A 26,034-nucleotide genomic window follows, 5' to 3' on the forward strand; every position below is an offset into this window, starting at 1 on the left:
TTCGATTCGTAACTGTGACGGGGAGCGGCGGGGTTCGTCATCTGTTCCGCGACCGCGAGTTCATCGCACTGGCCAGTACCGCGTTCGCCCGGAGCCAGGCGTATTCGACCATCCTCATCGCGCTGGCGCTGTACGCCGACCTGTTCGGGACGAGCGGCACCGTAGAGGGGATGTTCGGCACGGCCTTCGCCCTCGCTCAACTGGTTATCGTGTTACCGCTGGGCCGCCTGATCGACATCGGAAACGCGAAGCGGTATCTCGTCGCCGGACTCGTTCTGAACGTCGGCGTCTTCGTCGGGTTCTCGCTGGTCGGGCGCGTCGAGCACGTCATCGTCATGCGCACGGTCCAGGGGGTCGGGGCCAGCCTGCTCTGGCTCACCGGGACCGCCGTCGTCGGTGAAATCAGCCCGGACGAGTCCCGCGGACTCTGGCTGGGAGCGTACAATCAGGTCGGGGCGGTATCCAGCCTCGCCGGCGACGTTTTCGGCGGCGTGTTGCTGTATCTTTACGGCTTCCGGACGACGTACGCCGTCCTGATCGCCGTGACGACGCTGGCGACGCTGGCCGTCGTCGCGTTCCTCCGCGACAATCCGGGCGGAAAGGCCAACCCCGAGGAGTCGACAGGTATCGAGACGCTCCGCCAGTTACTCGGTCGGACTGCTATCCGCGCTCTCGTCGTGTTCCGCCTCTCCTTTTCGGTCGGGAAGATGGCGGTGATCATCTTTCTCCCCATCTACGCTCGAACGGAGTTCGGTATCAGCGCGTTGCTCATCGGGGGCATTCTCGCCGGCGGCAAACTCACGAAGTCACTGTTCCAGGGGACCGTCGGGGAGTACACCGACCGAGTCGGCCGAAAACACTACTTCGTACTGGCCGGCGCGGTCCTCTACGCCGTCGGCACGGCGCTCATCCCGCTCGCTGAGTTCGCGGGCCGGGTGTTCCCGACCGTGACGGTGTCCGCGCTGGGCGACACCGTCACGCTGGTCCCGGCTTTCTTCGCGCTGTTTTCCGCGTTCGGCCTGATCGGCGTCGCGGACAGCCTCCGGCTTCCCGCGAGTATGACGCTGTTCGTCGAAGAGGGCGAGCAGTTCGACGCCGTCGCCGGGAGCATGTCGCTGCGCTCGATCGGCTGGAAGATCGGACAGGTGTCCGGACCGGTTGCCGTCGGCGCGCTCTGGGATGCGACGTCAGTATTCGTCGCTTTCTGGACTGCCGCGGGCTTTATTCTGGTCTCCGCTGCTATCTTCGCCGCCCTCTACGAACGCGAACCGGCCGTTGGCTCGGCGGCGGCGTCGCCGACTGACTGACATAGCTTTAGTAGCGCTTACAACTGTTTACACGTCCGGTCGAACGCAGTCGTGCGAGCGAGTGTGTGAGGATCTGCAAGCGCGACTATAGTCGAAGGCCACTGTCCGGCTCAAACCGATCAAAACCGCGGGCCGAAAGGCGACCGCGGTACGGGTATGCCGCCCGCTACGGCACAGAAATGGGGTGGGGAACGCAACAGCCTCAAACACCGGCTGCGACGGCACCCGTACGTTTGGCTGTGAATGTAGCCGATAAACGTGTTGTGATCTGACGGGATGTTCTGTCAGCGGTCCGAACTATGGTCGTTTCTGAAACGGCTCACAGCTGTTCGCATCACTGTCGTGTGACTGAGTGCGCATTGACTTTCAGTACCTACTGATAGGCCCGCTACGCTGGCCTGTACGCGTCCGAACTCCTTCGAACGAGGCCGCGCTTGTCGAGGGTCTTCAGGATGCTAAACAGCGTTATCTTATCGATGTCCAGCGCGTCCTGTAACGCCTCGACTGTCACCTCGCCGCGTACCGAGATATACATATACACTAGTTTCGCGCGCGGTGACTCCAACTCTTCCGGCAACGAATCGTGTTCGTCCTGCGTTCGCATAACCATTGTACCTGACACGATCCATTCGACGATAATAAAACCCCTCTACGACGATCGTCGAACAATTCTGAATGGCTGATGGTATCGCTCGGTATCCGTGTGTAGAGCGTTCGACTACCGGTTTTCAGGATCACGCCTACGACTCGTTTCATTCAAATCCCGAGTGCACCTTCCCACCGAGCAGTCGCTCGACGATGAAACGTCTCGCGGGAAACGGTGTAAAGTGGAAGGGGCGGGATTTGAACTCGGTCGTTCCCGTTCGCTTCGCTCACCTCTCTCCCTGCTCAAATCCCTCTGTAACCGCTTCAGAACGCTGCAGTCGCTCGGCGATAAAACGCCTCCCTAAGTAAGCGTTCTGAAGTGGAAGGGGCGGGATTTGAACCACGCGAAGCCTTTGAAAATCCGCGTCCACGGGCAGGATCCGTCGACGCGGCGCGCTCTACCACTGAGCCACCCTTCCCTACGTATCAGTACTCGCCGGGGCGACTAAGGAATACCGATGAACCGGGGTCAGTAACTCCGGACCGTCGGCTCGTACGTCTTGTTCTCGCCTTCGAGGATGACGGGCTTGTAGAACAGTTCGGGGGTCCCGTCGTTCCAGCGAAGCAGCGTATGTTTCAGCCACTCGTCGTCGCGGCGCTCCTGGTACTCCTGACGCCAGTGCGCGCCGCGGAACTCCTCGCGGGCGAGCGCGCCGAGGGTGATTGCCTCCGCGAGGTCGATGAGGTTTCGCGTCTCCATGGTGTGGAGGAGGTCGGTGTTGAACGTCCGCGAGGGGTCGTCCACGTACACGTCCTGGTAGCGCTCGCGAGCCTCTCGGATGTCTTCGAGCGCCGTCTTCAGACCCTCTTCGTTGCGGAACACGTTGACGTTCGCCGTCATCGAATCCTGCAGGTCCTCGCGGATCGCGGCGTGCTGGACGCCTTCGTCCTTGTCGAGGAACGTCTGGACCCGGTCGCGTTCGTGTTCGACGGTCCGTTCGACCACTGCCTTCGGATCGGTCAACTCCCCGCTACCGTCCGCGGCCACGTCGCCGCTTTTCGTGTCGACGGCCCCGGGTTCGACCGGGGAGTCGACCTCGCCGGGTTCGCACTCGTCCGTGTAGCCCGTCGTGATTTCGGCCTCCTTCATGTCCTTTCCAGCGGCGTGATGACCGGCGCGCTTGCCGAACACGATGAGTTCCGGCAGGGCGTTGCCGCCGAGGCGGTTCGAGCCGTGAACGGAGACGCAGGCGCACTCGCCGGCCGCGTACAGGCCCTCAATGCAGGTTTCGCCGTTCTCGTCCGTTTCGATGCCGCCCATCTCGTAGTGCTGACCGGGCTTGACCGGCATCGGTTCGACGAGGCCGTCGACACCCTCGAAGTCCTCCGCGAGGTGGAGAATGTTCTCCAGACGGTCGAGGATGCGCTCCTCGCCGAGGTGACGCATGTCGAGGTGGACGTACTCGTCTTCGACTCCACGCCCCTGGTTGACCTCGGTAAGCTCCGCGCGGGCGACGACGTCGCGGGAGGCGAGTTCGCCCTCGTTGTTCGCGTAGCCGTGTTCGAACATGAACCGCTCCCCCTTCTCGTTGTAGAGGATCCCGCCCTCGCCGCGGACGCCCTCGCTGATGAGGACGCCCGTGGATGGAAGCGTCGTCGGGTGGAACTGGACGAACTCCATGTCCTCCAGCGGAACGCCGGCCCGATAGGCCATCGCGTAGCCGTCGCCGGTGTTCGAGACGGCGTTCGTCGTGTGTTCGTACACTTGGCCCGGACCGCCGGTCGCCAGGATGACGCCGCGGTTGGCCTTGAATCCCTCGACGGTACCGGTTTTGACGTCGTACGCAACGATGCCGTGGCATCTGCGGTCCGAGGGGTCCTCGTGGTCCGTCACCGCCAGTTCGGAGACGTGCCACTCGTCGTACACCTGAATGCCGTGTTTCATCGCCTGCTGATACATCGTGTGGAGCAGGTGATGGCCGGTTTCAGCGCCGGCGTACGTCGTCCGTGGGAAAGAGAGGCCGCCGAACGGTCGCTGGGAGACGCGGCCGTCGTCCTCGCGGGAGAACGGCATGCCCCAGTGTTCGAGGTTGATGACCTCCTCCGGCGCGTCTTTCACCAGCGTTTCTATCGCCGGCGCGTCGCCGAGGAAGTCAGACCCCTTCATCGTGTCGTACGCGTGGTCCTGCCAGGAGTCGCCCTCGCGCAGTGCGGCGTTGATGCCGCCCTCCGCCGCGCCGGTGTGGCTCCGGACCGGATGTAGTTTCGAGACGATGGCTGTATCCGCTCCTTCCTCGCTCGCTGCGATCGCTGCGCGGAGGCCCGCACCGCCGCCCCCGACCACGATCACGTCGTGTTCGTGCATAGTTTGTGTGTAATGTCGGTGTTGCTTGTCGCGTCGTTCACCAGAACTTCAGGTTGCTCTTGACCGCTTCGCGTTTGAGTTCCTGAATGTGTTCCGTCAGCGGAATATCCTTCGGGCACACCTCGGTACAGGAGAACTGGGTCTGACAGCGCCAGACGCCGTGTTCCTGTTCGAGGATGCGCATCCGGTGTTCCTGCATGTCTTCGCCCTCCCGTTCGTCCATGTAGAACTGGTAGGCCTTGTTGATGGCCGCGGGACCGAGATACTGGTTGTCCCCGGCGGCGATGTTACACGAGGACATGCAAGCCCCGCACCAGATACACCGCGTCGACATCTTGATCTTTTCGCGGTTCTCCCGGCTCTGGCGTTGCTCCTCCAGTTCGCCGTCCGGTGTCTCGTTCGTCTGGAAGTACGGCTCCACGGACTCCATCTGGTCGTAGAAGTGTTGCATGTCCACGACCAGGTCCTTCACGACCTCCTGATGGGGGAGCGGTTCGACGCGAACCGGTTCCTCCAGGTCGACCATCTGAGTCTTGCAACAGAGGCGCTGGGAGCCGTTGACGAACATCGCGTCGCTCCCGCAGATCGCCTGCCGGCAAGAGTGTCGGAAGGTGAGCGAGGAGTCGTAGTGGTCGCGCGCGTACATCAGCGCGTCGAGCACCGTCATCCCCTTCTTGAAGGGGACGTGGAAGTCGTCGAACCGCGGTTCCTGCTTGCCTTCGACTTCGGGGTCGTAGCGGAACACTTTCAGGTGAACCGAGTCGTCGGCGGCCTCTATCTCCTCGCGGGCCACGCGTTCGCGGTCGGCGGCCTCGCGCCGCTTTTCTTTCTCCGCTAGCCGGCGCTCTTGATGCGGTTTGCTCTCGGTCTCCGCTTCGGCTTCCGTCTCGGTTTCTGGAACTTGCGTACTCATATTAGAACCCTGCCATGACTATGGCGACTCTGACGCCCTGTGCGACCAGCGCGAGGCTGGCGACGACCAGCACCCACTTGACGACCGTCTTCTGCGACCCGTCCAGTCCCTGATTGATAAGCGCGTTGTACACTCCGTTGACGCCGTGGAACGTCCCCGTCACGAGGAACGCGACCATCGTGATGAAGTATCCGATATTCTCCATTCGCGCTTGCGTGCCTGCGAACTCGATCTCGTACGCGTGGTGGACGAAGTGGAGTAGGAAGAAGTGGAACGCGAGTACGACCACGAGAAAGGCCGCCGTGACGCGCTGGAGGAGCCAGCGCGTGCTCGCAGGTTCGAACGAGGAGTAGCGTTCGGCCATCAGATGCCCACCTCCGAGAGGAAGGTCGGAACGCTCGCCACGACGATAATACCGGTAAGAACCATCGAAGCGTAGAAGCTCTTGTCCTGGGCCTCTAGTCCGACGTTGAGGTCGACCATCAGCAGGCGGATCCCGTTCAGGATGTGGAAGACAGCGACGGCAAGCAGCCCGATCTCCATGAGTCGGACGATGAACAGACTTTCCAGCCCCTGAAGCGTCGTGGTGTACGCCTCGGCTCCCTGCGTCGCGCTACTCAACACCGCAATGTGTGTGAACAGGTAGCCGATGAGTACCCACCCGGTGAACTTGTGGAATATCCAGGCCCACATTCCGGCCGAGAACTCCCGCCAACGACCGAAGTCCTCGACGCTACCTCGATTATAAGACTGACTCATGCTCTAGCGTGAGGCTTGGACCGCGGCGGTATAGAAGTTACTACCTTTCGGCGTTACGGGTAGTCCAGCCCTGAAATCATGACCGGACTCGTTCGGGGATCCGTCCCACGCTCCTACGGTCGCTGTTCGCGTTCGATCACGCGACGAGTCCCCGCATCCAGTTCGACGAGGTGACAGATAGGGTTCCCGGGGAACACGAGCGGGTTCTGGAGGATACCGACCAGCAGGCCGGTAAACGGGGCAGTCACCTCGTTCGCTGTCGTCTCGAACGGGTTCGTGATAGTGCAGATCGTCTCGTCTTCCCGGACGAACGATCCTCGGGAGAAATGCATCTCGACTATCCCCCCGGAGTCCGCCCGGAGCCACGTTTTGTCGGAGGAGCCGTCGACGACCGTTCGCCAGCCCGGCCACTTGACGGCGCTCGTCGTTCGCAGGCCGAACTCGGAGAAGACGCTTTTGACGCCGTCCAGAGCCCGGTCGATGAAGTCCCGCTGGAACTCGTGGGCCTTGCCCATCTCGATCGTGATCGTGGGAACGCCGCGTTCCGTCGCTTCCTTCCTGAGCGCGCCGTCCGGGCCTTCGCTTGAGATTATCACGTTCGAGCCGAAGGAGCGCGCGAGTCGGTCGACGCGGTCGTCGCCCGTATCGGCCCGGACGTGAAGCATGTTCGTCCGCCCGCGCGTCGACGTGTGAAAGTCGAGACCGTAGTCGCAGGGCTCGATGAAGTTCCGAAAGATCCGGTGTGCGATCCGCTTCGAACTCGTGCTGTTTGCGGAGCCGGGAAACGCCCGGTTCAGGTCGCGGTCGTAGATCGGGAGATACCGCTGTTGAGCCAGGAACCCGGGGACGTTCAACACCGGGAGACAGACGACGGTCCCCCGGAGTTCGGTGTGGTCCCACTCGTTGGCCACCTCGCGAACGACCTCGATGCCGTTGAGTTCGTCGCCGTGGATCGCCGCGCTGAGAAACACCGTCGGACCGGGACGCTCACCGTTGACGATAGTGACGGGGATCCGCACGGGGTCGCCGAGATACGTCTCGCTGACGCCGTACCGGATGTTCGCCGCTTCTCCGGGAGCGACGCTCCCGCCATTGTAGGTGAACGTTTCGGCCTCGCTGTCGCTCATGCGTTTGCCTCCGAATCCGGCACGTAAAAACCTGCCACGTCACGCTGCTGAGGGGTGTCGCCGTTCGATGCGCGAACTCCCACCGAGTTCCGGACGAACTGTCCCGTTCGTCGACGGGCAACGGTTTTTGGTATCGGCAGTGAACAGTAACTATGTCTTCGAGCGGGAGGACCGTGACGATAGGGGTTCTCAGCCTACACAACAGCAAGGAAACGAAAGCGATACTCAACGCCGTCGAGGAACTGGGTCATCGCCCGGAGTGGATGAGAGAGGAAAACACCGCCGTCGAGATAGAGGACGGGCGGGTCAGCATCGAACCCGACATCGACCTGGTCGCGAACCGACTGTTGCTCTCGAACACCGAACAGCCGTCGGAGGAGATGGGTCTGGCGACCACGTTCGCCCATCTGGTTCCGATGCTCAACGAACCCCAGGCCGTGCTGACCGCGATGCACAAGTTCGCTGCGGCGTCGGCGCTTGCGGACGCGGGCATCCAGGTCCCCGACGCGTTGCTCGCGCTTAACAACGCGCGGCTCAACCGCGACCGGTTCAAGTTCGGCGACGAGGCGGTGTACAAGACGGCCATCGGAACCCACGGCGGCGGCACCTGGAAGATCGGGCCCGACGAAGAGGTGAACCCCCGCGTCGGCAACCGACAGGCGTTCCTCCAGAGCCTCATCGAGCGGTCGGGAGAACGCCACAGGGACCTCCGCGTGTACGTCGTCGGCGAGGAAGTCATCGGTGCGATGAACCGCTACGCGCCGGAAAACGACTGGCGAACCAACGTCGCGCTCGGCGGCGACGTCGAGAACGCCTCAGAGGAACTCCCGCAGGAAGTCGTCGACATCGCGTTGGCGAGTACCGACGTCGTCGGGCTAGACTACGCGGGCGTCGACCTCGTCGAGGGCGAGCAAGGGTGGTACGTCCTCGAAGTCAATCCGACCGCCGGGTTCAAAGGAATGTTCGAAGCGACCGGCACGAGCCCCGCGCCCTACATCGCCCGCCTCGCTATCGAGGAGGCGGGTGGGTCAGTCGACGATGACCGCGTCGAGGAACTCTCGCACGTGCTCGACGATTCCGTCCCCGACTGCAAGCCGCAACCGATCCTGAGAGACGACGACGAGACGCTGGTCGTCGGGTACACCGAGGAGGTCGTCGTCAGCGGCACCAGCGGGTCGGAGTCCGTCATCGCCAAATCCGACACCGGCGCGACCCGGACGAGCATCGACACGCGACTGGCCGCCGAGATCGGAGCCGGACCGATCAAGAGCCTCACGAAGGTCCGGTCGAGCAGTTCGAAGAAGGGCCGGACGCGACCCGTCGTCGACATCGTCGTCGGCATCGGCGGCCAGCGCCACACGGTCACGGCAAGCATCGAAGACCGAAGCCACATGTCCTACGAGATGATCCTCGGACGGGACATCCTCGAGAACTACCAGGTCGACGTTCGACGGCGGATCGACGCTGACGAGGAATAAGCGGGTCTCTGGGCAATCGCCCTACTTTCACTCCGGCGAATATCCATCGACCTCCCGGAGTTCCGACCGATGATCCGTACAGGTCCGAGCGGTGACCGTTATGATTTCAGTACCGTTATCGGTTCACCGTCTACGGCGAGTTTCTGAGAAGTCAGTTCTCTGCTCTATCTCCGAGAGAGCGGGCAAGGCCCGGTAATACGCTGTTACCGGAGGTCAGTAGTCTTGCGGACGCTGGTATCAGGGCGGTAAAACGGGAATAAAAGCCAGAAGCGGTGGTAACGCACGTTACGTCCGGTTTCACTGCTGAATTACAATATCCCGCTACGTGTTCTGACGAGTGGTATGACACGATATTGGAGGGTAAGTTCCTCTGCAGGAGAGAAGTGGCAAGAGAGATGTCGTTCTCTCTTGACACTCCTCGTGGTCGCAGCCGTCGTTGTCAGTGCGACCGCGGCGGGCGTCGGAGCGGCAACAGGGATGAACGAAACGGATGATTACTCGAATGCGACTGAAGCTGACCGGGCCGGTGCTACTGCCGCTGACAACTCACCCCCGAAGGGGCTGGTGAACGGCTCTTCGGCGGACACCGAGTTCGTGTCGTCGGAATCGGACGACCGAGCGGGCTGGTCCGTATCGACGGCCGGCGATGTCGACGGTGACGGTGTCGCAGATCTACTGGTCGGGGCACCGACTCGGCAGGACGGAGGGGCGGTGTATCTCTTCTACGGACCGGTCGAGGCCTCGAACGTTACTCTCGAAGACGCTGACGCGGTTTTCGTCGGTACCGAACCGGGGAGTGAGGTCGGCAGAGCCGTCGACAGTGGCGACGTGAACGGAAACGGACAAGCGGATATCGTGATCGGAGCGCCCGGCGACGAAACGCGCGGAGCGGAAGCGGGCGCAGCGTACGTGATCGACGCCAGCGATTCACCGAACGGGCGGTACGCCCTCGGACCGAACGAGACGAAGATCGTCGGCGATTCCCACGACCGGTTAGGGACCTCCGTCGACGTTCGTTCTGTCGACGACCCCGCCGTATCGAGCATCGCGGTCGGGGCTCCGGGCGATGACCGGAATCGGCGCGGGGCAGCGGTCATCGTCGCGCGGAACACGATCAACGGTACGCTGACGGCCGAGAACGCCGATTCGAGGTTAGTCGGGGAGTCGTCGGGCGACCGATCCGGTGAAGCGGTTGCCTGGGCTACCGACAGCGGCGATAACGGTTCCGAGGGCATACTGGTCGGCGCTCCCGGGCACGACGGCGGCGGATCGGAGGCAGGTGCCGTCCACGTCGTCGAAGCAACGGTTTCGGGCGAACGCTCGCTCGCGGACGCCACCGCCACACTCGAAGGTCCGCAACCGAGAGCTGAGGCGGGGACGGCAGTCACGGACGCCGGGGACGTCGATGGGGACGGTAGCTCTGATATCCTCGTCGGTGCGCCGGGTCACGACCGGCACGGGGACGACGCCGGTGCCGCCTACGTCGTCCACGGTGGCGACGTGGGAGACGGAGAGACACCGCTCGCAGAGGTGGCGGCTGCGACGATCCACGGGGAGGTCCGAGGCGACCGCCTCGGACAGTCAGTCGCCGGCGGCGGAGACGTCGACTGTGACGGATTAGCCGATGTGCTGGTCGGCGCTCCGAACCACGAAGTAGCCGACGGGTCGTCTGGTGTCGCGTACCTCCTGTACGGGCGGTCGTACGCGGGTGGGTTCGAAGTCGCGAAGATCGCCGGCGGGGAGAACGCGAACATGACCGGGACGGGCCTGGCGGTCGGGAACGTGTCGGGCGATAGTGCCGACGACGTAGTTGTCGGGTCGCCCGGGATAGCCGACTCCCCGAGACAGGCGGCCGTACTCTTCGAGGGCGGCTGTGACACGGAGACGCGTGACGCGGACCGACAGCAGACGGACGCCGGCGAATCTACCGATACGGACGCGTCCGAGACGACCCGCGACGGGAGACGCGGGACGCAGGACGGCGGAACCGGGTCGGGAGACTCCACTGGCGAGCAGGACCCCCACGGTGACGGCGAGGCCGATGACGACTCCCCGCCGGCGGACGGTAGCCGCTCTGACGACGAGACCGACGACACCGAGGATGAAACGTCCGGAGATGGCGATGGGTCGCCCGGTGACGGCGGAGGTGAAACTCCCGGCGGCGGTGATGAGACTCCAGGTGACGGCGATGATTCGCCCGGTGACGGCGGAGGTGAAACTCCCGGCGACGGTGACGAGACGCCCGGTGACGGTGACGACTCTCCTGGAAACGGAGATGACTCTCCAGGAGACGGTGGGGAAACACCCGGTGACGGAGACGAGGAGGCCTCTGACCGCGGACAGACGCAGGGACAAGCGGTCACCGTTACGCAGACGCAGTGCCAGAGCCAAAGCGGCGGCGACCAGCACCAGACCCAGGACCAATCCGTCTCGCTCGCGCAGGACGGACAGCAGATCAGCGGGAACGGAAGCGTTCAGGCGAACGTACAAAGCGTCAACGTCGAGCAACAGCAGTGTCAACGACAGGGTGACGGTGTCGATAACCGCCAGGCGCAGCGGCAGTTTTTACTGATCACGTTCGCCAGCCAGAGCCAGCAACAGGGATCCGGCGAGAACGGTGAGCAGACCCAGATCCAGACGTCGACGGGCACGCAACAGCAGGGCCAGAACCAGACGGGAAGCAGTCAGAACCAGACGCAGGTACAGGTGTTCGAAGTGACGTTCTTCGGCGCACAGATCCAGCCCGCCGCGGACGGCGCGCACCGACAACAGCAGTCCCAGTCGATCCAGGTCGACCAGAACCAGTCCCAGAACCAGGGGACCGGCGTCGAGCAACGACAACAGCAGTACCAGCGAGTGAGCGTCGTTTACCAGGGCCAAGAGCAAGTACAGGAGGAAGGCGGTCAGTCCCAGACCCAACAGCAGTCGGCGAACGCGAGTCAGGAACAGCAACAGGTCCAGACCGAGCGCGCACAAAACCAATCGCAGACCGAAGAGATAGAGACGGAACAGCGACAACAACAGCGTCAGAACGCGACGAACGAGACGACGCGACAGGGCCAAAATCAGTCCATCGGTGTTTCCCAGGAGCAGGAACAGGCTCAGAGCGACGACCAGCGGCAGCGCCAGGAACAGTCAGTGAACGGAACGCAGCGCGAACAGCAGAACGGAACCGAGGGCAAACAGACCCAGAACCAGACCCAGAACGTCTCAGCCGAACAGTCACAGCAGCAGAACCAGACGGTAAACGAGAGTTCGCAGTCACAAAACGGAACGGTCGACGTCGGTCAGACGCAGAACCAGACACAGACAGGTAACGACAGCGAGCAGGGACAGGACGAGTCAGTCGCTGTCGACCAGGACGCGGAGCAGAACCAGACCGAGATGACAGACAGGACTGAATCGGCTGGGAACGCGACGAATACGACGGCCGAGACGGACCGGACTGATACTGCTGAACCGACGGAAAACGAGTCAACTACGTCCGGCGAAGGTGGCGAGAATGGGTCAACCGATTCCGACCCGTCCGATAACGAGAACGGGTCGGTGGCCTCGACCGTCGGAAACGAGAGCGTGGAAACTGAACAGCCAGTGGCGAGCGGTTCGGAACCGGACAACGGTTCTGCCGAAACCGAAACGAGTAGCGAAAACGTGTCGGAAGCGGATGAACACGTAGAGACGACGACTGAACCGAAGAATCAGTCAGACGACCGTACCCCAGCGGAGGACGGCACAGGGGACTCGCCGAACACGTCCGAATCTCTCGATACTACGTCGGACGAGAGGACACACAACGCTTCGGGCGACGGTAACGAAACGACCCCTAGCACCGCCGTTAACCCGAGCAGTCTCGGGTCCACGGACGTACTAACCGTGACGAAGCGGGTGAAGGAGGTCCCGGCATAGAGCCCCGTCCAAAACGACCGCTTAATTTGCGGTGACGACCGTTACCAACCCAGGTAACGCCTGTTGGTTTTCTTAGTAACGATTGTTGTACGTATATTTAAAACTCATAACAAAGTGAGATTCTCTGAACGTTGTTCTCGGTGGAGTCTACCACCAACTGATCAAATATGAGAGAGAGAATACCAGCATATCGTCTCGTAGCAGCCCTATTCGCCGTTTTAGTCGGAGCGGGAATGTTGCTATCGGGCACGGGCGTCGTGGCTGCGAACAGTGCACAGGACGATTGTCAAGAGACAGTACAGATAGTCGACGGGTCGCAGACGGCGGATCAGAACGCTCAGGGCGTCGATAACGACCAACAACAATCTGCCAACGTCGACGGCGACCTGATGCAAACCCAGGGTTCTAGCGGAGACGACAACTGTCAGGAGGAATCGCAAACGCTCTACTACCAACAGAGCCAGGAACAGTGGGTCATCCAGGGCGACGATAACGAGCAGATCAGCGGTCAGGGCGCTCTCGTCTTCTACACGCAGGACCAGGGCGCGAGCGGCGACGATAACGACCAGAGCGCCAGTCAAAGCGGTAGCGTTTCGGAAGATCAGGTCCAGTACGTCGTCCTCGGTACGGGCAATGAACAGCTATCTGATCAGGGGGCTGCTCAGGCTCTAGAGCAATCTCAGGCAGCGGCCGGTGACGACAACGACCAGAGCGCCGAGCAGAACAACAACGAGGTCGGCCAGTTCCAGGTCCAGCTAGCGATCGGCGGCAATAACAACGACCAGGATGCCGGTCAGAGCGGCGTTCAGGTCCTCCAGCAGGACCAGAGCGCAAGCGGCGACGACAACGACCAGACCGCCGAGCAGAACAACAACGATATCAACCAACAACAGGTCCAGCTGGTCATCTTCGGCAACAACAACGACCAGGACGCTACGCAGGACGCTGAACAGATCTTCGGCCAGTCACAGAGCGCAAGCGGCGACGACAACGACCAGACCGCCGAACAGAACAACAACGATGTCGACCAACAGCAGGTCCAGTTAGTCGTCTTCGGCGACGACAACGACCAGAGTGCCGGCCAGAGCGCGAGCCAGTCGCTCAGCCAGTCCCAGAGCGCTGACGGCGACGGCAACGACCAGACCGCCGAACAGAACGACAACGACATCGAGCAACAGCAGGCACAGCTGGTCCTCTTCGGTGACGACAACGAGCAGTCGTCCGGCCAGACCGGTGCACAGAGCGGCAGCCAGGCTCAGAACGTCGATAACGGCGACGACAACGACCAGGACGCCGATAGCGAGCAAGACATCGACCAGGAAAGCGATCAGCAGGCTGGCGGCGATTCCAACCTGCAGGACAGCGACGAGATCGCCGAGCAGGCCAGCGGTCAGAGTCAGGGAGTTACCGACGGAGACGACAACGACCAGGACGCTGCGAATGAACAGGACGCCAACCAGGACATCGAACAAGACACTGCCGGCGTCAGCAACGAGCAGGACAGCTACCAGGACAGCAACCAGGGTAGCGGCCAGGGTCAAGGAGTCACGAACGGCGACGATAACAGCCAGAGCAACGACGCCGATCAGGACTCAGAGCAGGGCAGCGACCAGGACAGCGGAGGAATCGCTAACGATCAGCACAGCAAACAGCACAGCAACCAGGGCAGCGGCCAGGGTCAAGGAGTCACGAACGGCGACGACAACAGCCAGAGCAACGACGCCAAACAGCACAACGACCAGAACAACGAACAAGACAGCGACAGTGTGCTAGACGATCAGGAAAGCAAACAGGACAACGACCAGAGCAACAGCCAGGGTCAAGGTATCGCTGACGGCGACGACAACAGCCAGAGCAACGACGCCAAACAGCACAACGACCAGAACAGCGACCAAGAAAGCAACGGCGGACTGAACAACCAGGAGAACCACCAGAATAACGGTCAGAACAGTAACCAGGGTCAAGGTGTCGCAGACGGCGACGACAACAGTCAGAGCAACGACGCCAAACAGACCAACGACCAGACCAACGACCAGGACACCGACGGCGCACTGAACAATCAGGAAAGCGATCAAGACAGCGAGCAGTACAACGACCAGGGTCAAGGTGTCGCTGACGGCGACGACAACAGCCAGAGCAACGAAGTCGACCAGCACGGTAATCAAAACAGCGACCAAGACAGCGACGGCGAACTGAACAACCAGGACAACGACCAGAGCGTCGATCAGAGCAGCGGCCAGAGTCAAGGCGTCTCCGACGGCGACGATAACAGTCAGAGCAACGACGCCACTCAGAAAGCGGATCAGAATAGCGAACAAGACAGCGACGGCGTACTGAACAACCAGGACAACGACCAAGACAGCACCCAGACCACCGGACAGAACCAAGGAGTCTCCGACGGCGACGGCAACGACCAGGACGCTGATAGCGACCTGGACTCCAACCAGAACAGCAACCAAGACAGCGACGGCGTACTGAACAACCAGGAGAGCGACCAGACCGCCGGACAGGACGCCAACCAGGACCAGAACGTCGTGAACGGGGACGACAACGACCAGACCGCCGACCAGACCAGCGACATTGACCAGAACTCCGAACAGGACGCTGACGGCGCGCTGAACAACCAGGAGTCCGAACAGACCGCCGAGACGAACCAGGATCAGGATCAGGTCGTTCAGAACGGAGACAACAACGAGCAGACTGCCGAACAGACCGCCGAGATAGACCAGGAGCAAGAACAGGACGCCGACGGTGACGAGGACCAGAGCCAGTCGAGCAACGCGCAGATAGATCAGGACCAGAACCAACAGACCAGCGGAGACGACAACGAGCAGGAACAGGAGCAGTCGTCTTCGGTCAGTACCAGCCAGACTCAGGATTAGCGGGAACAGTTCCTCGTCCTCTCTTTTTCGGAAGCAACCGGATACTAGCTGTTTGAAATGAATTATCCGGGCTGGAGGCGATTATTCCGGAGTCTCCCGGCACAGACTCTTTGTTTGCGGAGGGAGAAAGGCGAGTAAAGTATTCGGTTACGTCGCCGAACAGGACCGAAATTATCTTATTCTTTGCTGAAACTCACGCAACGATACCTCTCTTATAATCCATTGGTCTTTCACGTTAGCAATTATGGGGGCCGAACTTGAGGATATGGATGTTTCAATGGATCGTGTGAAAAAGGAACTGAGGAACTCTCGCCGTAGATACACCCTTTTCTACGTCAAAAAGAACGACGGGAGCGCGTCGCTGGACGACGTAGTCGACAAGATAACAGCCTGGGAGAACAACGGTGAAGTCCCCGAAAGCAAGACCTCACATCGGAAGTCCGTGTATAGCTCCCTCTATCAACGACATCTACCCAGGCTGGTAGAGTTAGGTATCCTCTCGTATAACCGAGAGAACCGAACGCTTTCGCTCACTGATGTGGGGGAGCAGATCTCCCTCAAAGTCGCAACGCACGATCACGACTGTCGGTCTTTCTCTAAGCTGTTTTTCGCGCTGGGTATTCTCAACGCGGTCATTCTACTACTGGGCGGGTTGAAGGTAGTGTCCGCGCTCGCAGTTTTCACCTGGGGCTCTATCATCATCACCGTCTTCCTGATCTTGGCCCTCTTGCAGTTCTACGATTACCGATCCTGGAAACGGGCGTTCGAAAACAAAGGTCCGGATTACGTCGTCGAGATCGACAGGTGACGAAGTAGCCTACGAACGCACTGGCACGTACGTGGGTTGCTCACCGGGTGAGAAATCACTTCTCGGCCTCGTACTCGGCCCAGATGTATCGGACTGCGTGGCTCCGATAGGGACGCCATCGCTCCGCTATCTCGCGCATCTCGGCTCGCGACATCTCTCCGCTACCGTCTCCGTACAGTTGTTCGATCCCCCGCCGAACGGCTAGATCGCCGAGCGGAAGCACGTCTCCCCGTTCTAATACGAACAGCAGGTACATTCGCGCAGTCCACGCTCCGATACCCGTGATCTCCGTGAGTCGTTCGACCACCTCCTCGTCAGAGTACTCTCGCATGGCGTCCCGAGAGTAGTCGTGTTCCTCGAACGCCACGGCGGTGTTTCTGATGTACTCTACTTTCGTGCCGCTGAGTCCGGCATCACGGAGCGCGTCTACGTCCGCGTTCAACACCGTTTCGGGAGTGATCTCGTACTCGAGGAGGTCAAAAACCCGTTCCCGGACAGCGGTGGCACTGGCCGTAGAGAGTTGTTGGTTGATGATGGCGACGACGAGTCGCTCGAACTCCTCCCAGTCCCGTTCGGAATACGGGTCGTGTTCGTCGAGCAGTTCCGCCATTACGGGGTCGTTCCGGAGTCTCTCTCTCACTTCGTCGTCTATCGTCATCGTTCGGGCTCTGGTGTGTCGTTGTCATACGAACCGTTCGGGACGGGCGCGTCGGCCGTCCGGTCATCGCTCCCGTGGATCTCGGTCACGTCGTCCCGTAGCTATCGAACGGAAATATGCGTTCCGGGCAGGAAGCGGTGAGGAGACGCGACGAACCGAGCGGTCCATCGGAAGACGCGAACCGTCACCCGAGTCCGCAGGAGCGATGCTCTTGCGGGTTCCGAAAGAGCGTGAACTGTCCTTTCGAACGGCGGCAAACGGTAGTTTAGTAGCCTTTGCCGAGCAGTTCTCGCGCGATGATGTTTTTCTGTATCTCCGTCGTGCCCTCGTAGATCTGGGTGATCTTCGCGTCGCGGTAGAGGCGTTCGACGTCGAAGTCGTTCACGTAGCCGGCCCCGCCGTGGATCTGGACGGCTTCGTCGGCCACGTCGACCGCGACGCGCGAGGCGAACTCCTTGGCCATCGAGGCCAAGGCGGTAAGTTGGTCGTCCGCATTATCGATGCTCCAGGCGGACTTGTACGTGAGGAGGCGGGCCGCCTCGGTCCGGGTGTGCATGTCGGCGAGTTTGTGCTGGATCGCCTGGAACTCCGAGATCGGTCGGTCGAACTGTTCGCGCTCTTCGGCGTAGTCAAGGGCGCGCTCGCAGGCACCCTTGGCGATGCCGACGCCCTGGGCGGCGACCATGGTGCGCGTCTCGTCGAAGAACTGCATCAACTGGAGGAACCCCGCACCGCGAGTTCCCACGAGATTCTCCTCGGGCACGCGCACGTCGTCGAAGATCAGTTCGGCGGTGTCGCTGGCCCGAATGCCGAGTTTCCCGGTGATCTTGTCCGCCTCGAACCCGTCGCGGTCGGATTCGACCACGATCTGGGAGAACCCGGAGTACCGGTCGTCGGCCTCGGGGTCAGTCTGACAGAGGACGACGAAGTAATCGCCGACGCTCCCGTTCGTGATCCACATCTTGTTGCCGTTGATCACCCACTCGTCGCCGTCTTTCTCGGCGCTCGTCGAGACCGACGAAACGTCGCTCCCGACGTCGGGTTCGCTGATCGCGGCACCCATGATCGACTCGCCCGTCGCGACGGGTTCGAGGAACCGCTCTTTCTGGTCGTCCGTTCCGAACTCCTTGATCGCGTCCGCGCCGAACGAGGCGCTCGTGATCGAAAGGCCGATACCCGGGTCGACTGCGAACAGTTCCTCGATGATGAGTGCCGTCTCCAGCGGCGAGTAGCCCGCGCCGCCGTACTCGATCGGAATGTTCGCACCGGTCAATCCCATCTCCGCCGCCTTCTTGACGACCTCATGCGGGAATTTCTCCGCTTCGTCGTGTTCCGTGGCGACCGCAGCCACCTCGTTTTCGGCGAACCGTCGTACTTCGTCGCGGATAGCCCGCTGTTCGTCGGTCAGTTCGAAGTCCATGTCATAGACTTCCATGCACAATAATAAAGACCTTTGTAACCCGATGTAAACTCAAACAGTGTTTATAGTGCTGGTGAGGGAAACGTTGAAACCGATTGCAGGTGAGTGTACGCTCATGGAGATGGACGATATCAACACTATCGCAGTTCTTGGTGCCGGAAACATGGGCCACGGGATAGCCGAAGTAGCCGCGCTGGCGGGCTACGACGTGAACCTGCGGGACATCAAAGAGGAGTTCGTACAGGACGGCTACGAGCAGATAGAGTGGAGCCTGAACAAACTCGCCGAGAACGAACAGATCGGGGAGGACGAGGCGGAGGCCGCGTTAGACCGCGTGACGCCGCTGGTCGACGTGGAGGAGGCCGTCGGCGATGTCGATTTCGTTATCGAGGCCGTCCCCGAAAAGATGGAGATAAAGCAAGACGTCTACAACGAGGTCGAGGAACACGCGCCCGACCGCGCTGTGTTCGCCACGAACACGTCGAGTCTCTCTATCACAGACCTATCCGAGGTCACCGACCGAGCGGAACGGTTCTGCGGTATGCACTTTTTCAACCCGCCCGTTCGGATGCAACTCGTCGAGGTCATCTCCGGCGCTCACACCGACGACGAGACGCTCGAACTTACCGAAGCGCTGGCTGAGGACTTCGGCAAGACGCCCGTCCGCGTCCGCAAGGACAGCCCGGGCTTCATCGTCAACCGCATCCTCGTCCCGCTGATGAACGAGGCCTGCTGGCTGGTCCACGAGGATGAAGCGACCATCGAGGAAGTCGACAGCACCACGAAGTACGATATGGGTCTGCCGATGGGCTCGTTCGAACTCGGCGACCAGGTCGGAAACGACGTGAGCTATCACGTTCTCGACTACATGCACGAGGTTCTCGGCGACGCCTACGAGCCCTGCCCGCTGTTGGAGGAGAAAGTCGAGAACGAGGAACTCGGCAAGAAGACCGGCAAAGGATTCTACGACTACGAGAACGGCGGTGCCGACATCCCGACGGGTGCCGGAAACGAGACGATAGAGCGCCGTCTGCAGGCCGTCATGGCGAACGAGGTCGCCCACCTCGTCGGCGACGACGTCGCCGACCCGGACGCGATAGACGAAGCCGTGATGCTCGGTGCCGGCTTCCCCGAGGGCCCGGCGAAGATGGCCGACCAGGTCGGTCTCGACGAACTGCTTGAGACGCTCGAAACTGCCCACGACGAAACCGGCGCGGCGCGGTACGAACCGGCGGAGTACCTCCGCGAAGCCGCCGAATCCGGCGGGTTCCGCGGCGGTGACGAGGGCGGCGACACGCTCGATTTCGAGACGGTTTCCATCGAGAAGACCGACGATATGGTCGCCCGTTTGACCCTCGACCGGCCGCACCGGATGAACACCATCAGCGACGACCTGCTTGACGACCTCTCGGCGGCTATCGACGAACTCGAAGCCGACGACGAGGTGCGCTCCATTCTGCTCAGCGGGGCGGGCGACAAGGCCTTCTCCGCGGGCGCTGACGTCCAGAGCATGGCAAGCGGTGCGAGCCCCCTCGAAGTGACGGAACTGTCCCGCACCGGCCAGCAGACGTTCGGAAAGCTGGAGTCGTGCGATATGCCGGTCGTCGCCGGTATCGACGGCTACTGCCTCGGCGGCGGCATGGAGCTGGCGGCCTGTGCGGACCTGCGCGTCGCCAGCGAGCGCTCGGAACTGGGTCAGCCCGAACACGACCTCGGACTGATCCCGGGATGGGGCGGAACGCAACGCCTGCCGAAGATCGTCGGCGAGGGCCGAGCCAAGGAGATCATCTTCACCGCGGACCGCTACGACCCCGAGACGTTGGCCGACTACGGCTTCGTCAACGAGGTCGTTGCGAATGACGAACTGGACGAGCACGCCTACGATCTCGCTGCGGATCTGGCCGCCGGCCCGCCCATCGCTCACCGGTACACCAAACGCGCGATGCTTGCCGGCCGGGACGACACGACAGCCGGTCTGGAGTACGAGAATCAAGCGTTCGGTCAGCTGGCGTCCACCGACGACGTGATAGAGGGTATCACCGCGTTTATGGGCGACGACGAACCGAACTTCGAGGGCAAGTGAGCGAAGCGAACGCGTGACGGAGTCGCGGTTCGTCGTCGCAGACGCTGAACCGAACTTCGAAGAGAAGTAGACGAAGCCGTTAGGACACGCCGCTTTCTCCACTTTTTCACCTATTACCGCGGAGTGACGGCCGTGACCGACGAGCGATTCTGGGGCGTCGCACTGTTGCTGGTCGCAGGTCTCGGCTGGGCGGCGTACACAGTCGGCGGCAAGCGCCTCGTCCGGACGTACTCCGCGCTGGAGACGGCGACGTACTCGACGCTGTTTTCGGTGCCCGTCGTCGCAGTTCTCGTCCCCGTCGAGGTGGCGCTGACGGACGCGTCCATGAGAGGGATACCGCTCTCCGTCGACGTGGTCGGAGCGGTCCTCTATCTCGGCCTTCTCAGTACCGCCGCGGCGTGGTATCTATGGTACAAGGGACTGGAGTTCGCGGACGCGGGGACCGTCGCCGTGTTCTTCTTCGCGCAACCCGCTGTCGGCGCGGTGCTGGGTGCGGCCGTCCTCGGGGAAGCGCTCGGCGCGGGCTATCTCGTCGGCGGCACGGTCATGTCCGTCGGTATCTACGCGGTGACGACGGCCCGACGGTGACTCCAAGAATCGTGTTGCTATTCCAACACTATTTTTGTGATCGATGGCCACTCCAGTTGATATGACAGCGACGATTCGAGGTACGATTCAGGGAATGGGCGCACGCGCGAACCCGGCGTTCGCAGTCGGCGCAGTCGCGGTCCCCGTCGGAGTACTCGCGTACACAGTGCTGTTCGCATCAGTCCAACTGCACACCTACGCACACGTGATGGCGGGCGTTCTCTGGACGGGTATCGACCTGTTCATGGCGCTCGTCCTCGGCCCGGTGCTCGGGGGACTGGCCGTCGAGGAACGGGCGAACGTCTTCGAGCGGTTCACGCCGAAGATGACGTTCCTGATGCCGTCGCTCGCTCTCGTGACCATCGTCGGCGGTATCACGCTCGCGGGGGAACTCGGGTACTTCCCGCACGCCGACCCCTGGCTCGCGCTCTTTACTGCCGCGAGTCTCCTCCCCGCACTTCTCCTGATCGGCTGGCAGTTCGACGCGTTCCGCGACTGGCGGTGGCTGGTGGCGTTCGGTGTCGCCGCCGTTGTCAGCGCCGCCTATCTCGCCGCGACGATGCCCGACTTCGCGTGGACACGGCCCGTCATCGTCGTCTCACTCGCCATCGTGACCGTCCTCAGCGTTCTCGGGTTCGGCGTGTTGCTTCCCGGGGAAGTCCGCCTCTATCGCGAGATGATATCGAACGACCCCGACCCGGACGTGATCAGTCGTATCGGGATGCGCAACGCGAAACTGAGCGGCGTCCAGGGAGCGTTCCAGTTGGCCGTCGTCGCCGCGATGGTGTACCTTCGGTGGGGCGGGTTCTGAGCGGCGGAAGGAGAACTGGACCCGCGGTTGCGCGATGCTTTTACCGGCCTGACAACGCCGCCAATTACTTCTCGCTGGCCTCGAAATCACCCGACGATCGAATGAGCCTGGGGGACGTAATCACGGACGTTGAGAACCGCCGGAAGACGCTGACCGTCTTCAACCCCGGACCCGACGATACCCTCTATCGCGACCTCGAGGAGTACTTCGACACCCAGAACGTCGAGGTCCGCTCCGAGACGACAGAGTCGGGCCGACCGGAGGGGATCGCAGTGCTGAGCCAGGGCGACGCCTATCTCACGTCGACATCGACCGACGTGTTACGCGACCTGATGGACGAGACGCATCCCGGGGACGGAGGACTCGGAATCGACGACGCCGCGCACGCCGACGTGTTGCGGTTTCTGGAGGAAACGACCTTCGCGTCGTACTCTCCCGAGCAGATGCTCGCAGCCTCCCGGGAGATAGAGGACCGCGCCTGGCGCGTCGGCGCCGGGTGTCTCCACGCCGGATTCCAGAACGTCTCTACCCTCGACGGCACGGCTAACGTCTACCGCGACCTCGCCGAACGTCCGCTTGACGTTCACGCTTACGCGACGCCCGACCGCAGGCCGCCAACGTTGCCGGGTGTCACCGTCTATCTGGAGAAGACTGAAGAGATCGAACGGTCCTGGTTCGTCGTCTTCGACGGCGCGGGCGAGGACGAACAGAAGTGTGCGCTCTTGGCCGAGGAACGCGAAGAAGGGGCGTTCTACGGCTTCTGGACGTACGACCCGGCCGTCGTCGACCGCATTCTGGACCACCTGACGACGCGGTACGGCGGCGGCGGTTCGTCGTAGCGTCGCACGTCGTTTCTCGCAGAAGGTATAAAGACATACACTTGTTTGTCGAGCGTAATGGATTCGCTTTCAGATCCCGGTTCTCTCCGCGAGCGGGCGGACGTTGCGTTCCGCGAGGAGCGGAGCGTCGACGAACGAGACGGGTTCGAGTACTTCGCGTCTATCCAGGGTATGGTCGCGGTCGGCATCACGAACGAGGCGGCCGAAGTACTGCTGATGAACAGCCCGCACGGGTGGAGGCTGCCGTACGGACCGGTCGGTACGGACGAAGACTGGGTAGACGCCGGTCGACACGTCGGCGAGGAACTGACCGGTGTCGATGTCGGTATCGACCGGGTGGAGCGAGTCGGGCAGACGATTCACTGTTTGAACGGCGACGAGACCAGGGAAACGACGAGCTACGATGTAATCCTCCGCGCGCGGACGGTCGAGGGGTCCCCCATCGCTGGCGACCCGAGTTTCGGTCCGTGGGACGAGTTGGAGATGGGCTGGTTCGACGCGGTCCCGGACGATGCGTACTGGGACCACGGCGATGCCGTCGACGATATCCGACGTTTCGTCACGGGAGAGTGAGCGGCCGCTCGACTGACCGTCTTTCGCCCGTCAACGTCCGAAAGTATCAGAACTGAATCGGTCCCGGTATCCGAGGAGGGGACGGAGGCAGAGTTATGATCTTCCGGTGATACTCGCGACGATGGCCGCGACATTTATCAACCCCTATTCCATTTGAACTACTAACCGAGAAACTGACTCGGGACTAACCGAAATACGCCCGAGAAATCGATTCGGGGTCCGACTCAACCATGTCCGATGACTCTCTCGAAGTACTCGTCGTAGACGACGAATCGCGCCTTGCCGACCTGTTTGCAACGTGGCTTCGCAGCGAGTGGACCGTCGATACAGCCAACGACGGCGAATCCGCGCTCGACCTGCTGACGGACTCTGTCGAACTCGTTTTCCTCGACAGGCGTATGCCCGGCCTTTCGGGCGACGAAGTACTCGAAGAGATCAGGGATCGGGGCTACGACTGTCGCGTCATCATGGTGACCGCCGTAGATCCGGACTTCGATATCATCGAGATGGGGTTCGACGACTACCTCGTCAAACCCGTCTCGAAAGACGACCTCGTCGCCATCGCGGAGAAGATGTTGACCCGTTCGACCTACGCTGAAGAGATCCAGGAGTACTACTCTCTCACCTCGAAAAAGGCCCTACTGGAGTCCGAAAAGTCCGAACGGGACCTTGCGGAAAACGAGGAGTATCAGGAACTCTGTGACCGGGTCGACGAACTCGACTCCCAGGTCGACGACACCATGTCCGGCCTCTCGAACCACGACGATTTCGTGGGGGCGTTCGAGGACCTCCCGGACGGATAGCTGTCGGGTCATCTCTCCACCGACCGCGTGCGACGGTCCGTGTGACCGTCCGTGGGCTACTCCGTTTCGGGGAACTCGACGCCCGAGAACTCGAACCGCGCGCCACCACTCTCGCTCTCTCGCGCTGTCACAGTCCATCCGTGAGCGCTCGCGACCTCGCGGACGACCCACAGTCCGAGGCCGAGACCGTCCTCAGATGTCGTAAACGAGGACTCGAACGCGTTCTCCCGGATGTTTTCGGGGATGCCCGTCCCGTCGTCGGCGATGAAGAAGCCGACGGGCTGTGTGCCGTCCGGTGATCCAGCGGCCTGTTCGGTCTGCCTATCACCCATAAGCAAGCCTGCTCGCACCGTGAGGGCCGCCTCGTCGTGATCCTCGTCTCCATCGGAGGACGGACCGGTTTTCGGAGAGCCGTGTTCGACGGCGTTCCGAAACAGGTTTTCGAGCATGCGTAGCACCCGCGACCGGTCAGCGGCCGCAGTTCCGAGGTCGTCCACGGACAGCGACGCCCCGTCCGTGCTGACGTTCCCCCACGCTTCCTCGACCGTCGCGGTCAGGTCGGTCGGTTCGGTTTCCGTGACAGTCTGGCCGTGACGTGCTAACGCGAGCACGTCGCCGATGATGTCTTCCATCCGGTCGAGAGCGCCGACGACGTGGTCCAACTGGTCCGTCTCGTCCGTCTCGACGGCGAGGTCGAGATACCCCTGCGCGACCGACAGCGGATTCCGGAGGTCGTGGCTGACGATCTCGGCGAACGCTTCCAGACGTTCGTTCTGGCGCTCGAGTTCCCGTTCCCGCCGTTTCCGTTCGGTGATGTCCCGCACGACGCCGACGGTCCCGTGGAACTCGCCCTCGTCTTCGAGTAAGGCGATCTGGTTCTCGCTGGGGATCACGCGGCCGTCTTTCGTGTACAGGTCCATCTCCACTGACGTGTTGTCATCGTCGGCGGCAAGCAGTGCGCGGATCTCCGAACGGCCAGCTTCGACGGCCTCGTCGTCCATGACGATGGAGATGTGTTCGCCGAGTAACCCCTCCCGTGAGTAGCCGGTCATTTCGAGCAACCCGTTGTTGACGGTCATGAAATGGCCCTCGTCGTCCAGGGCGTACATCCCGTCGCCGACGGTTTCGACGAGTCGCTCGTATCGGCGGAGCGCCCGGTCCTGTTGCTCGATCCGACCCTGGAGCGCCATGGCGTGGAGGACGTTCGAGACGTCCTCCGCCATCTCCTCGAACGCGGAGCGCTCCATCTCGTCGAACCCGTCCCGGGCGTCGGTGTACACACCGAGTACGCCGTACAGTTCGTCCTCGATCGCAAGCGGTGCGAGGGCGGTCGCGGTGCAGCCGCGGTCGACGGCCGCTTCCTTCCACGGGACCGTTCCAGAGTACGCCGGGAGGTCCTGGACCACTTCGGTTCGGCGTTTACGCAGGACGCGTTCGACGAGGGTCTCCGGCGTTCCCGTGCCGACACTGAACGTCTCGGACACTGGCCAGTCGTCGACCGCTGACCCCGTTACCCAGGGAACAACCTGCTGTTCTCCCGTGTCGTACTCGCCGATCCAGGCGAACGTGTACCGGCCGCCGAGCGTCAACTGGTCGCAGACCGCCTGCTGGATCTCCATCGGCGACGACGCGTCGACGAGTCCCTGTTTTACGTCCCGAACGATATCTTCCGGTCGAGGTCCCCCCGGCGGCGCAGCGTCGGACGGGTCCCGGGCGACGGAGGTAGCGACCCGCCCGGCGAACGCCTCGTCCGACCCGGGGTCGTTCATCTCGTCGACGAAATCGACGACCTCCGCGATGGCCGTGCCGGATCCCCCGTCGGCATCGTACTCCGAAACAGTCAGCAGCGTCAGGTCCGGATATCGTTCCCGGATCGCCTGCATGATCGCCGGGGAACGGGCGAGCGTTTCGTGGTCGCTCACGACGCAGTCGACGTTGCCCCGTTCGATGTAATCGATCGCCGCATCGAATCCGGCCGCTGTGTGAACTGCTACTTGCGGATACGCCCGTTCGAGCGGCGCTGCGAGTTGCTCTCGGAGCGACGCGCTATCGCAGACGCAGAGAACCCGATTCGATTCGTTCATATCTGATAAGTTGTGGCTGCCACGTCACGCATCTAAGCGGCTGAG

At 62.0% G+C, this 26,034-nt stretch carries 19 protein-coding genes, 1 tRNA gene and 1 pseudogene; 11 read left to right on the top strand and 10 right to left on the bottom strand.

The window, feature by feature from the left end:
- Nucleotides 1-14: 14 nt before the first annotated feature.
- On the top strand, nt 15-1,307 hold the full coding sequence (locus SM753_RS15700) for an MFS transporter (RefSeq protein ID WP_323192324.1): 1,293 nt from the start codon (nt 15-17) through the stop codon (nt 1,305-1,307).
- A 388-nt stretch (nt 1,308-1,695) separates the two neighbouring features.
- Here the strand turns inward: SM753_RS15700 and SM753_RS15705 are convergent, their stop codons facing one another.
- The 7 genes from SM753_RS15705 to SM753_RS15735 form a co-directional block, all read right to left on the bottom strand.
- Nucleotides 1,696-1,842, bottom strand: a complete 147-nt coding sequence (locus tag SM753_RS15705; RefSeq protein WP_237561317.1) for a MarR family transcriptional regulator — start codon at nt 1,840-1,842, stop codon at nt 1,696-1,698.
- A 430-nt stretch (nt 1,843-2,272) separates the two neighbouring features.
- Nucleotides 2,273-2,371: transfer RNA gene (locus SM753_RS15710), tRNA-Val, on the bottom strand.
- 50 nt (nt 2,372-2,421) lie between these two features.
- Entirely contained in the window at nt 2,422-4,257 is a 1,836-nt protein-coding gene (locus SM753_RS15715; protein ID WP_323192325.1) for an FAD-binding protein, read from the bottom strand.
- Between the two features lie 37 nt (nt 4,258-4,294).
- Nucleotides 4,295-5,170: a succinate dehydrogenase/fumarate reductase iron-sulfur subunit gene (locus SM753_RS15720; protein ID WP_323192326.1), complete on the bottom strand. Its 876-nt coding sequence runs from the start codon at nt 5,168-5,170 to the stop codon at nt 4,295-4,297.
- Nucleotide 5,171: 1 nt separating this feature from the next.
- Nucleotides 5,172-5,534 (bottom strand): succinate dehydrogenase hydrophobic membrane anchor subunit, encoded by a 363-nt coding sequence (locus tag SM753_RS15725; protein WP_135535490.1) that lies wholly within the window; start codon nt 5,532-5,534, stop codon nt 5,172-5,174.
- Nucleotides 5,534-5,929, bottom strand: coding sequence for a succinate dehydrogenase, cytochrome b556 subunit (sdhC, locus tag SM753_RS15730; RefSeq protein WP_135535489.1), 396 nt, complete (start codon nt 5,927-5,929; stop codon nt 5,534-5,536). Before sdhC ends, SM753_RS15725 begins: the two co-directional genes overlap by 1 nt.
- A gap of 113 nt (nt 5,930-6,042) precedes the next feature.
- Nucleotides 6,043-7,056 (bottom strand): succinylglutamate desuccinylase/aspartoacylase family protein, encoded by a 1,014-nt coding sequence (locus SM753_RS15735; protein ID WP_323192327.1) that lies wholly within the window; start codon nt 7,054-7,056, stop codon nt 6,043-6,045.
- A 152-nt stretch (nt 7,057-7,208) separates the two neighbouring features.
- Between SM753_RS15735 and SM753_RS15740 the strand changes: the two genes are divergently transcribed.
- The 4 genes from SM753_RS15740 to SM753_RS15755 all read left to right on the top strand — a co-directional run bounded on the left by SM753_RS15740 (nt 7,209) and on the right by SM753_RS15755 (nt 16,130).
- The gene (locus tag SM753_RS15740; protein WP_323192328.1) at nt 7,209-8,534 is read left to right on the top strand and encodes a RimK family alpha-L-glutamate ligase; all 1,326 of its coding nucleotides are present in this window, start codon (nt 7,209-7,211) and stop codon (nt 8,532-8,534) included.
- A gap of 408 nt (nt 8,535-8,942) precedes the next feature.
- Nucleotides 8,943-12,440: a hypothetical protein gene (locus SM753_RS15745; RefSeq protein WP_323192329.1), complete on the top strand. Its 3,498-nt coding sequence runs from the start codon at nt 8,943-8,945 to the stop codon at nt 12,438-12,440.
- 257 nt (nt 12,441-12,697) lie between these two features.
- Complete coding sequence (locus SM753_RS15750) at nt 12,698-15,322, top strand: hypothetical protein (protein WP_323192330.1); 2,625 nt, start codon at nt 12,698-12,700, stop codon at nt 15,320-15,322.
- A 244-nt stretch (nt 15,323-15,566) separates the two neighbouring features.
- Nucleotides 15,567-16,130 carry a hypothetical protein gene (locus SM753_RS15755; RefSeq protein WP_323192331.1) on the top strand — a complete coding sequence of 188 codons (564 nt, stop codon included), beginning with the start codon at nt 15,567-15,569 and terminating at the stop codon, nt 16,128-16,130.
- Nucleotides 16,131-16,185: 55 nt separating this feature from the next.
- Here SM753_RS15755 and SM753_RS15760 read toward each other — a convergent pair whose 3' ends face one another.
- Complete coding sequence (locus SM753_RS15760; RefSeq protein ID WP_138797287.1) at nt 16,186-16,788, bottom strand: DNA-3-methyladenine glycosylase; 603 nt, start codon at nt 16,786-16,788, stop codon at nt 16,186-16,188.
- A gap of 265 nt (nt 16,789-17,053) precedes the next feature.
- Nucleotides 17,054-18,208 (bottom strand): acyl-CoA dehydrogenase family protein, encoded by a 1,155-nt coding sequence (locus SM753_RS15765; RefSeq protein WP_135535482.1) that lies wholly within the window; start codon nt 18,206-18,208, stop codon nt 17,054-17,056.
- Between the two features lie 115 nt (nt 18,209-18,323).
- On the opposite strand from SM753_RS15765, the gene SM753_RS15770 reads away from it, so the two are divergent.
- From SM753_RS15770 to SM753_RS15795, 6 genes and pseudogenes are all read left to right on the top strand, one after another.
- A complete protein-coding gene (locus tag SM753_RS15770; RefSeq protein ID WP_323192332.1) occupies nt 18,324-20,291 on the top strand; it encodes a 3-hydroxyacyl-CoA dehydrogenase NAD-binding domain-containing protein in 1,968 nt (655 codons plus the stop codon).
- A gap of 153 nt (nt 20,292-20,444) precedes the next feature.
- A pseudogene (locus tag SM753_RS15775) lies at nt 20,445-20,879 on the top strand (EamA family transporter); the annotation flags it as partial.
- A 94-nt stretch (nt 20,880-20,973) separates the two neighbouring features.
- The gene (locus SM753_RS15780) at nt 20,974-21,690 is read left to right on the top strand and encodes a hypothetical protein (RefSeq protein WP_369335368.1); all 717 of its coding nucleotides are present in this window, start codon (nt 20,974-20,976) and stop codon (nt 21,688-21,690) included.
- 101 nt (nt 21,691-21,791) lie between these two features.
- Complete coding sequence (locus SM753_RS15785) at nt 21,792-22,529, top strand: DICT sensory domain-containing protein (RefSeq protein WP_323192335.1); 738 nt, start codon at nt 21,792-21,794, stop codon at nt 22,527-22,529.
- 57 nt (nt 22,530-22,586) lie between these two features.
- Nucleotides 22,587-23,102, top strand: a complete 516-nt coding sequence (locus SM753_RS15790) for a hypothetical protein (protein ID WP_323192336.1) — start codon at nt 22,587-22,589, stop codon at nt 23,100-23,102.
- A gap of 230 nt (nt 23,103-23,332) precedes the next feature.
- Complete coding sequence (locus SM753_RS15795) at nt 23,333-23,905, top strand: HalX domain-containing protein (protein WP_135535478.1); 573 nt, start codon at nt 23,333-23,335, stop codon at nt 23,903-23,905.
- Nucleotides 23,906-23,961: 56 nt separating this feature from the next.
- Here SM753_RS15795 and SM753_RS15800 read toward each other — a convergent pair whose 3' ends face one another.
- A complete protein-coding gene (locus SM753_RS15800) occupies nt 23,962-25,989 on the bottom strand; it encodes a PAS domain S-box protein (protein WP_323192337.1) in 2,028 nt (675 codons plus the stop codon).
- Between the last annotated feature and the right edge of the window lie 45 nt (nt 25,990-26,034).

This window comes from Halostella sp. PRR32 (assembly GCF_034808085.1).
Lineage (GTDB): Archaea > Halobacteriota > Halobacteria > Halobacteriales > Natronoarchaeaceae > Halostella > Halostella pelagica.